General features: G+C 45.0%; 13 protein-coding genes. 1 reads left to right on the top strand and 12 read right to left on the bottom strand.

Annotated features, from left to right (window positions below; genetic code table 11):
- Nucleotides 1-28 precede the first annotated feature (28 nt).
- Nucleotides 29-1,522 carry a M48 family metallopeptidase gene (locus DV872_RS11355; protein WP_147283154.1) on the bottom strand — a complete coding sequence of 498 codons (1,494 nt, stop codon included), beginning with the start codon at nucleotides 1,520-1,522 and terminating at the stop codon, nucleotides 29-31.
- An 85-nt stretch (nucleotides 1,523-1,607) separates the two neighbouring features.
- Here DV872_RS11355 and DV872_RS11350 point away from each other — a divergent pair, with 85 nt between their 5' ends.
- Nucleotides 1,608-2,447 (top strand): M15 family metallopeptidase, encoded by an 840-nt coding sequence (locus DV872_RS11350; RefSeq protein WP_147283153.1) that lies wholly within the window; start codon nucleotides 1,608-1,610, stop codon nucleotides 2,445-2,447.
- Between the two features lie 10 nt (nucleotides 2,448-2,457).
- On the opposite strand, the gene DV872_RS11345 is transcribed toward DV872_RS11350, so the two are convergent.
- The 11 genes from DV872_RS11345 to folP form a co-directional block, all read right to left on the bottom strand.
- Nucleotides 2,458-3,501, bottom strand: a complete 1,044-nt coding sequence (locus DV872_RS11345; RefSeq protein ID WP_114630048.1) for a PASTA domain-containing protein — start codon at nucleotides 3,499-3,501, stop codon at nucleotides 2,458-2,460.
- Nucleotides 3,485-4,435 (bottom strand): methionyl-tRNA formyltransferase, encoded by a 951-nt coding sequence (gene fmt / locus DV872_RS11340; protein ID WP_114630047.1) that lies wholly within the window; start codon nucleotides 4,433-4,435, stop codon nucleotides 3,485-3,487. Before fmt ends, DV872_RS11345 begins: the two co-directional genes overlap by 17 nt.
- The gene (def, locus tag DV872_RS11335) at nucleotides 4,436-4,930 is read right to left on the bottom strand and encodes a peptide deformylase (RefSeq protein ID WP_114630046.1); all 495 of its coding nucleotides are present in this window, start codon (nucleotides 4,928-4,930) and stop codon (nucleotides 4,436-4,438) included.
- Nucleotides 4,931-5,006: 76 nt separating this feature from the next.
- On the bottom strand, nucleotides 5,007-6,974 hold the full coding sequence (gene priA, locus DV872_RS11330; protein WP_114630045.1) for a primosomal protein N': 1,968 nt from the start codon (nucleotides 6,972-6,974) through the stop codon (nucleotides 5,007-5,009).
- On the bottom strand, nucleotides 6,964-7,662 hold the full coding sequence (locus DV872_RS11325; protein WP_114630044.1) for a uracil-DNA glycosylase: 699 nt from the start codon (nucleotides 7,660-7,662) through the stop codon (nucleotides 6,964-6,966). The genes priA and DV872_RS11325 overlap by 11 nt, the downstream gene beginning before the upstream one ends.
- Nucleotides 7,637-8,413, bottom strand: a complete 777-nt coding sequence (gene truA / locus DV872_RS11320; protein ID WP_114630043.1) for a tRNA pseudouridine(38-40) synthase TruA — start codon at nucleotides 8,411-8,413, stop codon at nucleotides 7,637-7,639. Before truA ends, DV872_RS11325 begins: the two co-directional genes overlap by 26 nt.
- On the bottom strand, nucleotides 8,391-9,254 hold the full coding sequence (locus tag DV872_RS11315; RefSeq protein ID WP_230391530.1) for a DUF2225 domain-containing protein: 864 nt from the start codon (nucleotides 9,252-9,254) through the stop codon (nucleotides 8,391-8,393). Before DV872_RS11315 ends, truA begins: the two co-directional genes overlap by 23 nt.
- The gene (locus DV872_RS11310) at nucleotides 9,247-9,630 is read right to left on the bottom strand and encodes a holo-ACP synthase (protein ID WP_114630042.1); all 384 of its coding nucleotides are present in this window, start codon (nucleotides 9,628-9,630) and stop codon (nucleotides 9,247-9,249) included. The genes DV872_RS11315 and DV872_RS11310 overlap by 8 nt, the downstream gene beginning before the upstream one ends.
- Entirely contained in the window at nucleotides 9,627-10,580 is a 954-nt protein-coding gene (locus DV872_RS11305; protein WP_114630041.1) for a YbbR-like domain-containing protein, read from the bottom strand. Before DV872_RS11305 ends, DV872_RS11310 begins: the two co-directional genes overlap by 4 nt.
- Nucleotides 10,577-11,377 (bottom strand): diadenylate cyclase CdaA, encoded by an 801-nt coding sequence (gene cdaA, locus DV872_RS11300; protein ID WP_114630040.1) that lies wholly within the window; start codon nucleotides 11,375-11,377, stop codon nucleotides 10,577-10,579. The genes DV872_RS11305 and cdaA overlap by 4 nt, the downstream gene beginning before the upstream one ends.
- A complete protein-coding gene (gene folP, locus DV872_RS11295) occupies nucleotides 11,365-12,177 on the bottom strand; it encodes a dihydropteroate synthase (RefSeq protein WP_230391529.1) in 813 nt (270 codons plus the stop codon). Before folP ends, cdaA begins: the two co-directional genes overlap by 13 nt.
- Nucleotides 12,178-12,212 lie beyond the last annotated feature (35 nt).

The following is a 12,212-nucleotide window of genomic DNA, read 5'->3' as shown; positions in this document are numbered from 1 at the left end:
ATCATTTCTGCTTAATATAACTGTACAACTATTTACTGTTTATGTCCTCTTTTATAATAACAAAATTATAAAGAGGTCTTGGAAAATCCCAGTCGGCACTGGAATATTCATTTCTCTCATGCATAATTCCCAGATATTGAATAACTCGATTCATCTGTCTGAATAATAGAATACAGTACTGTTTCAGATCCGCAGTATTCAGTTTATTCCAGTCTGAACTTCCTCCGTGCAATATGTTCTGTGTGACTGAAAGGGATTTGTCTTTTCCAACAAGACAATCACTGTAGAGATCGAAAATAGAATGAAGGGAAGGACTTGTTCTACTATACCACTCTTCACGGATTTCCTTTCCTTTATAAAAGAGAGTATGAATATCCGATGATGGTTCAAGATCCCAGTATACAGAGATGAACTCTGCAGCAAGATCCCATAAAGACCAGGCAGTTTGAAATGCGGATGCAAGCTGAAAAAAATCGCTACTTTGATCTTTAGTCTTTATAGAATCATCTTCGGTAAAAACTCTGTGAAGATACTCCTTATGACGACCGCTGTTCAGTGTATCACTGAGAATATAGCGGCCGGAAGTATATTTTCTCTGAAGCTGCTCATAAATATCCCGCAGTCTGACAAATCTTTTTTTCTGACCCTGCATAATTGTCAGACTTGAACTGCTGAGGGCCATGGTGTCTCCCATGGTGAAATCACATTTTCTGCAGAAGGTGCAGAGATTCAGATAAAGACTGTTTGTCACACAGAACTTGGTAAAAAAGTGTTCTTCCTCGGAATTAGTAATAACAGAACGAATCGGGTATTCTCCGGGAGTCTCAAGGATATGCCGCTGAATACCGCAGTTGAGAAGTCTGGTTTTCAGAATGACATCTTCCTGATCATCCTCTTCTTCTCTATAGCTGATGCTCTTTTCCATCAGAGCCCAGGCTTCCTGTAAGAACTCCTCCCTGTTGGGGAGAGAAGGAATGGAATACTCAAGCATCAGACGAATTTTTTCATGCAGGATTTCTCGGCTTGCAGGTTTGAGTTTCAGGGCTTTCTGATATTCAGACAGAGCTTCCAGACCTCTTCCGGAACTCTGGTACATCTGTCCCAGACCCTTGTATGCTTCAAAGGCGATCTCATCGGAAACACTGTCATAACTGAGAACTTTTTCATAAAATGATCTTGCCTTGACCTGCTCCACTCTTTTAAAAAAACCGTAATGCTCATCCCCGAAGGATGAGAGAGTTACCATATTGGCATACTGATGACCAAGATTAAGAAAATACCTGGGAGCCAGGTCGGCAACTTCAAGAACTTCACTGCCGTGCTTTTCAAGAAGATAGAGACTGTAACGGAGAATCTTCTCGTCCCTGAGAACAAATCCGATATCAACCAGACATTCAATTTTCCCGAGTAGGTCGGGAAGGCTCTGTACATCCTGATTGACTATGAGATCAAAGGCCTTTCTATACTGCCCATCCTTCATCAGAGAACGGGCTGATTCAATCTGTAGGGTAAAGTTCTCCACAACCGGATTATACATCAAAAGAATTGGGTTGTCATTTTAACTGGGAATAATTGACTTTTTTTTGGGTGGGGATGATACTGCAATTATGCGAAATACCATTGTAATTCTAAGTATTCTACTCCTGGCTTTTACAGGATGCAGTAAAAAAATATCAGAGGAGCTTCCTGTGGAAGTTGAATCAGAGCTTGAAACACCCCGCCTCCTCCATCCTGCTTTCAATCTGACAGAAGATGATTTATCAGAACTTTGCTCAGGTCTGCCGGAATCAGTGAATAGAAATATTAAAGAGAGATCCGAATATTTTCTTCAGCTTATACTGGATGTTCATCCCTGGAATTCCGACCTGACAGTACTTGTAAATAAAGAGCAGAGTCTGAACAGAGAAGGTGTTCCCGAAGATCTGGTATCCCTTGACGAGTATAAGGATCAACTTCTTCTTTCGAGATCGGGACATCGACTCAGAGCTGCAACACTGCCTTCACTTCTTGCTATGGTTGAAAAAGCTGAACAGGAAGATATTGATCTGATAATCTCCTCCTCCTACCGTTCTTTCGAATATCAGGAAGGTCTGTATAATCGTTATGTAGAGAGAGACGGACAGGAAGCGGCAGACCGCTATTCGGCCCGGCCTGGAAAATCTCAGCATCAGTTGGGAACAGCAATAGACTTCGGCAGTATCGATGACTCCTTTGCCCTTACAGCAGCTGGAAAATGGGTGAAGGAGAATGCATGGCTTTACGGTTTCTCAATGAGTTATCCCGAAGGAATGGAATCCTACACAGGCTATGTATGGGAAAGCTGGCATTTCCGCTACATCGGTGAGAACGCCTCAAAACTGGAAAAAGAGTTCTTTGACGGAATACAGGAGAGAATGCTCCGCTTTATAAATAATAAAAGCAACCTGCTGGAGGCTGCTCTTATCTGATAGAAGTTAATTACTCTACAGTAATTTTCTTAACCACCTCATCATATATTTTCACGGTTATTTCTGTACCGATTTTTTCTCTATATGGCATTGAGAACCGACCACCCGGGTGTTTCATCTCCATTATAGTTTCAGCCCTGCCGGCTGTTTCGGTACGCTCAACAGTCAGATCAACAGAAACAGGATAATCGGGAAGGGTCAGTTCAATCATTCCGAAACCCTCATCACGGGCAAGCTTTTTAGGAGTGGAAATTGTCAGGTTAATCCTGGTACCGGCCATAACAGTTTTACCGGAGGCGGGCACTTGTTTGAGGACTACAGAATTATTCCCCGGTTCATCTTCTGACAGAGTGAAAACAAAGGGCTGATTTGAACGAACGAGTCTGTTCACAGCATCCATCCATCTCAGTTCTGTAAAATCATCAATATTATATTTTTTTCCAACGGGACCACGGCTTACTACAAATATAAGTTCAGTCAGACCGGTAAGGGGTGTATCTGCAATTGGCTCCTGCTCAAGAATGGTTCCCGCCGTAGCATCATCAAAGACAAACACAACAGGTTCTTTAATAACCATAAGAGGCTTATAGGAAGCAAAAAGTGTCTGCAGCTGAGTCTTTACATCGGACAGATTCAGCCCAGTATAACTTCCAACCTTGTCGACAACAGCACCCTTGCTTATGGTCAACTTAATCCTTTTACCGGCGCGGACAACACTGCCGGCCTTGGGGTCCTGAGAAATGATATGATCTTTTTCAAGAGGGTCTTCGGTATAGCGAACCTGAATACGGGGATAGAGTTCTTTCTCCTGCAGATTAATCAGACCGTCAATAAGATATTCACCTGTAACATTGGGAACAAGAGTCTGTTCTGCACCCCGTACAGAAACAAAGAATGTAATCATAAATGAGAAAAACAGGACTAGTAAAGTTCCCAGGATAATCCCGAGAGCCATACGGAAGAAATTCTTTTCATCCCTGCTTTCCAGATCTGTTTTCCCTTGAAATGAATCACGCACAGGTGGCTTGATTAAGCTTTTAATTTTCGAGATCATGTTCTGCTCCCAGTACTGAAGCTATAAAATCTTTAGATCCGTTTAGAAAAGATTTATAGTCCATGGCTTTTTTTGACTGCAATTGAAGGCGGCTGACTGCCAGAATACCTTCACCAGTTTGTATCAGAATTCCTTCTTTTTTGTCCATACCTGTCACCTCGCCGGGCACTGTGCCTGAGGCTTCTTTCGTATAGGGATGGGCTTCAATAATATTCAGACGGAGTCCATTCCAGAATGTGAATCCGTGGGGCCAGGGGGTGTATCCCCTGACAACTCTATCCAGTTCTGCGGCAGAAAGGGACCAGTCCATCAGTCCATCATTTTTACCGATGAGACTGCAGAATGTGGCTTTGCTGTGATCCTGCGCCCTGGGAACGATTGAACCGTCCTCCAGTCCCTTAAGGACCTCAATGAGACAGTATCCACCCTCAAGAGCGACACGTTCAGTCAGTGTTTCAGCTGTCTCTCTCTCATCAATTATCAGAGATTTCTGAAGAAGGATATCACCGCTGTCCATCTCCTTTGCCAGAGTTTGAACTGTTATTGCACCCTCTTCATCTCCTCTCAAAATAATGCTGTTCAGAGGAGAAGGTCCTCGTAAGTCGGGTAGTCTGGATGGATGAAGATTTATCCCGCCTTCAGGAAACAATGCCAAAAATGCAGGGCCGAAAATTTTTCCATAGGCAATGCAGATAAGGATATCCGGCTTCAGAGCAGCTGCGGTTTCGCGAAACTCAGCATTCAGTTTCTGAGGCTGAAGTACATTGAGACCAAGCTGAATTGCAGCCTCTTTTACTGGAGAGAAATGCATTTTCTTACCCCGGCCTTTTGCACGGTCGGGATTTGTCAATACAGCGACAATTTCATGTTCTCCCGCAACAGCCCTTAATGAGGGAACCGCGATTTCAGGTGTACCTGCAAAAATTACCCGCATCTACAACCCCATGATTTTATCGTATTTTTTTAAAAGTTTGATCCGTTTGCGATCAGGCATATGATCAATAAAAAGTGTTCCGTTCAGATGGTCCAGCTCATGCTGAATACAGGTGGCCAGAAGCCCTTCTGCCTCAATCTTAAATGGACGGCCCTTCTGATTCCAGGCCTGCACCTGAATGACAGCAGGACGTTTTACATCACCGTACATACCGGGGATACTCAGACAGCCCTCTTCATAGGAAGAGAGTTCCTCGCTTGTTCCGATGATTTCAGGATTGATGAAAACCATGGGATCGATCTGGTCAAATTGGCAGACGAAGAAACGCTCATTTCTTCCCACCTGGGGTGCTGCCAGTCCGATTCCGATGCCGTCAATGGCCTTAATCATCCTATTTGTATAATCAACCAGTTCCTGATTTATATCTTTAACCGGCTGGGATTTTAATCTTAAGACTTCAAGTTCTTTTTCTATATCTATTGTGTATATATCCATAATGTCCTCTTGTCTGAATCAGTATCCACAAGCTGAGAGTAAAAGTCAATATTTCGATGCTGAGCAGACAGTCCTTTCACAGCAGCTGAACCGGATCAATATCTATTTCACGATAGATTCCACGGGGGACTTCTATTCCTTTTATAATGGATGCCGCAATACGGTGGATTCCTGAAAAATCATCACTGCAGCGGAGAAGTGTATGGTAACGGTAATTCCCTGAAATAATGCCCAGAGGACACTCTGCAGGTCCCATCACATCAGGCAGTCCCGCCTTTCTGAAAATGGCTGTCAGTTCTTCCAGAGCCTGAAGCACCTTTGCTCCCTGCTTACCCCTGTAAACGATACGGATAAGACGGGAATAGGGCGGAAACTCCATTATCTGCCTCTGTTCCAGCTCATAGGAATAGAAGGATTCCATATCGGCCCTGCTGCCGTAGACAACTGCCGGGTTATCGGGACGCATTGTCTGAATAAGAACTTCTCCATCATCTCGATAGCGCCCGGCCCTTCCGGCAACCTGAACAATCAGAGAAAATGAGCGCTCCGCCGCCCTGAAGTCGGGCAGAGAGAGACCTGTATCCGCAAGAACAATTCCTACAAGCTTAACACCCGGAAAATTCAGCCCCTTGGCAACCATCTGTGTTCCCAGAAGGATATTGATCTTCCCCTCTTTAAAACGGGTGATTGTATCCTGAAGCACACCTTTTTTTCGGGCACTGTCTGTATCAAGACGAGCCAGAACAGAATCCGGAAATACAGCAGCTACCTGCTCCTCCACCTGCTCAGTACCGAAACCGGCATATCCCACATCCATGGAGGAACATTCGGGACACACCGTAAGAGGAGACACATGATATCCACAGTAATGACAGATCATTCTGTTTCTGCTTTTATGAAACGTGAGGGGGATGCTGCACTGCCGGCACTTCATCTCATAACCACAGCTGCGACAGTGAAAATAGTAGGAATGACCCCTTCTGTTAAGAAATAGAATGACCTGTTTGCCTTCCTGCAATACCCGCTCCATGCCTCGGATAAGCTCCTGAGAGAGAAGACTTTTTGATTTTTTAAGATCTATAATACTGACCTCAGGCTTGGCTCCCCCGGCTGGTCTCTCCTTGAGAACCAGCTTTCTGAACTGTCCTTTCTCCATCAGATACCATGCTTCCACCGATGGTGTGGCACTGCCCATAAGCAACTTGGCACCACTCATCATGCAGCGCTTCATTGCAAGCTGTCTGCCGTGATAACGGGGAGTCGATCCGGACTTGTAGGATGTTTCGTGTTCTTCATCCAGGATTATCATGCCGAGATTTTCAACAGGTGCAAATACGGCACTTCTGGCCCCGATGATAACTTTAGCCTCTCCCGACTGAATACGTCTCCACTCCTTGAGCTTCTGGGAGGGAGTAAGATGTGAATGAAGCACCGCAGGGTCTGTGGCAAAACGCCCGGAAAGATCATCCACCATCTGATGAGTCAGTGCGATTTCAGGTACCAGAAAAATTACTGACTTTCCTTTTGCAAGAACATCTTCTGCTGCCCGGAGAAAAACTTCTGTCTTCCCTGAACCGGTAATCCCGTAGAGATAATAATAAGATTCAGAACCAGTATTGATTGCTTTTAAAGCCCTATCCTGTTCACCCGAGAGTGTTACTCTGCTGTGTACTTCATCTTCACCACCCAGGCCGAGAGGCGGCAGATCTTTTTCCCGTTTAGCTCCGGGAAGCATCACACTCAGAGCCTCTCCCAGAGAACAGAGATAAAAATCAGACATCCACTGTGCCAGTTTCAGAAGAGAGTCATCAAACAGAGCTTTTTCATCAAGAATTCGAAGAACAGCTTTTGCTTTTTTTACACCCTCGGGAAGAGCATTTCCCACAGACACAACCCATCCCGTAAGAGTCCTTCTACCGAATTCAGCAGAAACCCTGCAGCCCAAAAGAGATGAGGCGGTTCTACTCTCATCTTCGGGAAGAGTATAGGAATAGAGCGAGTTCAGAGGGAGATTAAAAGCAACTTCCAGATACTCAGGAACCACTTAATATATTCCGCAGACTTTTGAGATCTTCCCATACAGGTCTTTTCAGTTCTCCATAGCTCAGAACCTGATCTGGTGAATATGTCACCACAAGAGGAATACCCTGCCATGAATAAAGACGGCCCCGTATTTCGCTGATCTTTACACCTTTCTGTGAAGTAAACCAGGAAGCACAGGCGGAACCCATGACAAGAATGACCTTGGGGCGATGAATTTCCAGCCGGGAAATAATTTCCTTTCCACAGCGGTTCATCTCTTCAGGAAAGGGTGGACGGTTACCGGGGGTTCGGCAACGGGTAAGATTCTGAAGCATTAGATCATTCGGAAGAGAGAGCTCTATGGCGGTCATCCATTTCTGAAAATATTCCATTTCACTTTCACCAAAGGGACGGTTAAGTTTTTCGGCCTCCTGCAGGGGAGGATCTGTTACAACCCAGAGATCAGAATGGATATTCCCCAGCATGGGCATGGCTTTTTTACCGGCTTTCAGCATGGGACAGTTCTGACAGTTTTCAGAATCCGGAATAATTTCCTGTACTGTCATCACGGGCTGTACAGTTTCTGTCTCAGCGCTCCGCTCCGAAAAAACAGGTGTCCCGGGGTGTTTGGTTTTCATTCCGTATTTTAGATAATCTTCAGTTTCTGAAATAAGATTCCAAAAATCAGTATAGAGCTTTTTCTGATCCATATATCACCTTGTCAAGAAATAGACCGTGGGGTTTCGCAGAAGGTCCGGCCAGAGTTCTGTCCTTCATCTCAAGGATACCCTTTATATCATTATAAGATCCACTGTTTTCATACTGCTGCAGCAGAGTTCCTACCATGGTTCTCACCATTTTCCATAAAAAAGCATTACCTGCCACTCTGAAAACTGTGTAAGGTCCCTCTTTAAAAAAACGGGCGCTGCGGATGGTTCTCACCTTATTATTATTTGGATCTTTTGCTGCCGCAAAGGATGTAAAATCTTGTGTACCAGTCAAAGCCATGGCCATATTATTGAGTATCGGAATATCAAGGTCCAGCAGACAGAGAGTTGAATACTGGGTCATATGAGCCTTCTGATATTCCGGCTTGATCAGATAATATCTGTAGACCCTCATAACCGCATCGTACCGGGCATGAAAGTCAGTATCCACTTCACAGCTTTTATGTATTCTGATATCTCTGGGAAGTTTTGAATTAATAGCCTGCCGGAACCGTTCTGAAGGTATTGAGCAGCCCTCGGTTTCAAAATGGGCGACCTGACAGGAGGCGTGAACCCCTGAATCAGTCCGTCCGGAACCTACGAGGCTGATCCTTTGTCCCGGGTGAAAAGATTCCAGAACCTTTACAAGCTCTCCCTGAACTGTCCGTCCCTGTTTCTGTATCTGCCAGCCTTCAAAGTCTGTTCCGTCATATGAGAGATCCAGACGTATTTTACGTTTCGATTCCAAGCTCATCCAATTCGTCCTTGATTAATTTATGCAGATCCCTTGAAAGCTCAAGTATTGCGGTTGGCTTGGATTTTGAAGATTTACCCATACCGACAATCCTGGAAACCGTAGACCGGGCCTTGGCAAGCTGCTTACCCCGGCGTTCGGGATTACTACGCTGCCCGTATTTATATTCCAGATATCCTGAAAGATAAAGTACTCCATCAAATCCGTAATTATTATCAAGATCCGGTCCCAGATGACTGAGCCCCTCAACAGATTCTTCACCTATCTGTTCCATTTCAACAACACGTCCATAGAAAAAGGCTGCTTTTCTGTAAAAGACCTGTGCAAGATAATCGAAATTCTGAGTCTTATCCTCTTTATGAAGATCCATACAGAGCCAGGCAGCCCTGAGGCAGGACATAGCCTGTTTGAAAGTGGGAGCCATATCATTTGTTCCTGATTCATAACACATGGATGCAAAAGAGTAGGAGGCAATTCCCTCCTGCAGTCTCCGGGGACTGTTAAAATCAAGATTGGGAAAGAGACTGTTCATCGCAGTTTTTCTATTTCCAATACTTTTTTTCAAAGCGGAAAGCCTATCCCCTTTCATATTCTTGAAATCCGAAGGATAGGAGGCATAATAACAGGATGGACAGATAATCACAGGATAAAGCAGAGGATATACTGTTCCGAATTTATTGGTTGGTAGATAAGTTCTGTGAAGTTCTTTAGTCAGATCCCCGGCATTCATACGACCGCCGCCGGAGAGGAGTTCTTCCTTCCTGAAGGTATTATCACAGACAGGACATTCAAGCTCCTGTTTAGATAAAAATGTAAGCTTCATCTTTTTATCTTCAGCCAATGGGGGCCTCCTCTATAATGACCTGGGCTATGGAAAAAACAGAATCATGGCTGAGAGACAGAAAGACTGTCCCTCCTCCTCCTGCTTCAAAAACCCTGAGGGCTGATCCTGTAAGCTTCAACTCGGGCTTTCCGTTTTTATCAGGAACAACTTCAATATCCTTTAAGGAGATTCCATGCAGTCCTGTCCCCAGAGCCTTACCGAATGCTTCCTTTGCAGCAAAACGGGCTGCCAGAGATGCTGCTGCACTCTGTTTCTTACTACGGACATAGGCGATTTCATCGAAACTGAAATAACGCTGAAGAATCTGATCATCATCCAGCCATTTCCTGATCCGTTCATTATCTACAATATCGATACCCGTACCCAGAATCACTGCTGCTCACTCCTTTTAGAAAAAGAGACAGAAATCTCCCGGGGATTATACTTGAGTACCGCCACACCCTCGGGAGTATCAACATGTACGGGCATAGTATAAGTGCCTGGAACAATAATTTTTGAACAGTCCAGAGAAAAATGAAGATCCCGGGGCCGCAGCTGTTCAAGGAGAAGCTGACTGCCCTGCACTGTAATAGACATTTCAGGGAGATTCTGGGAGATGATAAAATCGGAAGCCAGATCTACAGAGACAATTTCCAGATTGGTAAGATTCTGTACAATAATCGCCTCATCCACAACACCCCGGAATTCAACTGTATTTCCACCGGGAAATGTGACATTGTCACCGGGAGGGAGAAGGCGGGAGCTGACATTAAAATCATCATAACGCCCGGAAAGATCAATCTCCTCGGTTTTAATACTGTGAATATCACTAAGCTGGGATTCCGGCCCCTGTACAGTGACATAGGTTGGAGAGACAAAGTACTGAATCAGCTCATAGCCGTTGGGCGGGAACTGAGTGAGTGACGGCAGGATTTCCAGGCTTCTCGTCACTTTCTTCTCCTGGAAGATTGCGATTTCAGATGGCTCCAAATTTATTTCCATTGTTTCACTTTGATAACCGTAGGATGAATTAAACTGAATCTTGATAGGGACCTTAAAGGAACCTTCATTCTCATAGGCCGTAAAATCCGCTACAGCAGAAAGGTCATTATCAAGAATGGAATAGATCATCTCTTCACTGCCCCTGAGGTTAACTCTCACACTGTGAGGGTATGTACCGCTTGCAGAGAAACCTTCATTGGTATAAATCTGCAGAGGGATATTGAAATAGCGCTCTTCAAGATTGCTGATCTGATAGAACATAGAGAGAAGAACTGCTGCCAGAATGGAGAGAATTTTGGCCAGCCAGCGGTCAAAAATAATCTGAAAAAAACCTTTTTTCACGAACTCTTCCCCCCCCCGTCTTCATTGGGATTTTCCCGCAGGTTCAGGAGCTGTCTGAGTCTGAAACGGACCTCATCCAGTGTCAATGCATAAAAGATATGAGAATCATAGGCCAATGACAGAGCACCGGTCTCTTCAGAAACAACCAGAACCACAGCATCCGTCTCTTCAGCAAGTCCGAGTGCGGCTCTGTGACGGGTACCGAAACTCCTCCTGATATCCGCCTGCCGTGAGAGAGGAAGAAAACATCCCGCCGACACAATTTCACCGTTCTGAATAACAAGAGCACCGTCGTGAAGGGGTGTATCATGACCGAAGATTGTAATTATCAGGGCAGATGTCAGGTCTGCATTCAGCTTGGTCCCTGTATCGATAATATTCTTGAGCCCCACATTACGGGAGAAGACCACAAGGGCTCCCCTCTTCTGTCCTGAAAGAACTTCCGCAGCACCCAGAATTGAATCCATCTGAAGTGAACGGGTTCTGGTCTGAAGCCGGAAAAAATCTCTCTGCCCGATACGGGTGAATATACTTCTCAGCTCCGGCTGAAAAACGATAGCCACACCGATAAAGAGTCCAGGGGCAAGAAGATTCAGTATCCAGAGGAGAGTGCTTAATTGAAGGAACCAGGCAGCAACATAGACCAGTGCCAGAAGGGAGGCACCCTTAAGCAGCTGAATAGCCTGGGTCTCCTCCATAACGTTGTAAGCTTTATAAATCAGGAAGGCCAGCAATCCTATATCGATTGCTGGACTGATCAGTTCCCGTAAAACCCAGCTGTTTATCAGTCCTTCCATAAAATCTCCTGCAGTACAGAAAGCATCTGAACTGTTTCCTTCACATCATGAACACGCAGAATATCTGTTCCCTGAGAGGCACAGAATCCATTTGCCGTCAATGAGCCTATAAGTCTATCATCGGCTTCAAGATCCAGAATCTGTCCTATAAAAGATTTACGGGACAGTCCCATCAGTATGGAATAGCCTGTATCTGAAAAACGGCCTATATTTCGTATAAGAGCCAGATTATCTTCAAGACGCTTACCAAACCCGATACCGGGATCCAGAATAATATTTTCCTTTCTGACACCGGCCTTTTCCGCAGATGCCGCAGCTGCAAGTAGAAAATTCAGAACTTCATCCACAACTGAATCATATTCCGGACTTTTCTGCATGGTTTCAGGTTTTCCCTGCATATGCATCAGACAGACCGGACAGTCCCTTTCGGCAGCCAGTGCTGTCATCTCCGGGTCATCCCGGAGTGCTGATATATCGTTTATTATGTTTGCTCCCAGATCGAGAGCCCCACGGGCAACAGCCGATTTTCTTGTATCTACTGAAATGGGGATATCCGTCTCTTTCCGAATCCCTTCAATAAGGGGAAGAACTCGTTCAAGCTCCTCTTCAAGAGAGACAAAACTGGAACCCGGTCTGGTGGATTCTCCACCTATATCGAGTATATCCGCCCCATCTGAGACCATTTCCCTGGCCTGATCAAGGACTTCAATTAAGCCCTGCTTTCTGCTTGAGGAATAAAAGGAGTCGGGAGTACAGTTTATTATGCCCATCACAAGGGGATGTTTATCTTTATGAATCATATTCTTTCCATCAGAATACACTATTGTTCTGCTTA

Origin of the sequence: Oceanispirochaeta sp. M1 (assembly GCF_003346715.1) — a bacterium.
In the GTDB taxonomy this organism is placed as follows: domain Bacteria; phylum Spirochaetota; class Spirochaetia; order DSM-2461; family DSM-2461; genus Oceanispirochaeta.
Note: the sequence above shows the minus strand (reverse complement) of the source record. Positions and strands in the feature narration are given on the sequence as shown.

What these genes read in the sequence shown, in the direction of transcription:
- DV872_RS11350 (WP_147283153.1), top strand. Translation starts at nt 1,608, where the DNA reads ATGCGAAATACCATTGTAATTCTAAGTATTCTACTCCTGGCTTTTACA.
- DV872_RS11345 (WP_114630048.1), bottom strand. Translation starts at nt 3,501, where the DNA reads ATGATCTCGAAAATTAAAAGCTTAATCAAGCCACCTGTGCGTGATTCA.
- fmt (WP_114630047.1), bottom strand. Translation starts at nt 4,435, where the DNA reads ATGCGGGTAATTTTTGCAGGTACACCTGAAATCGCGGTTCCCTCATTA.
- def (WP_114630046.1), bottom strand. Translation starts at nt 4,930, where the DNA reads ATGGATATATACACAATAGATATAGAAAAAGAACTTGAAGTCTTAAGA.
- DV872_RS11325 (WP_114630044.1), bottom strand. Translation starts at nt 7,662, where the DNA reads ATGGATCAGAAAAAGCTCTATACTGATTTTTGGAATCTTATTTCAGAA.
- truA (WP_114630043.1), bottom strand. Translation starts at nt 8,413, where the DNA reads ATGAGCTTGGAATCGAAACGTAAAATACGTCTGGATCTCTCATATGAC.
- cdaA (WP_114630040.1), bottom strand. Translation starts at nt 11,377, where the DNA reads ATGGAAGGACTGATAAACAGCTGGGTTTTACGGGAACTGATCAGTCCA.
- folP (WP_230391529.1), bottom strand. Translation starts at nt 12,177, where the DNA reads ATGATTCATAAAGATAAACATCCCCTTGTGATGGGCATAATAAACTGT.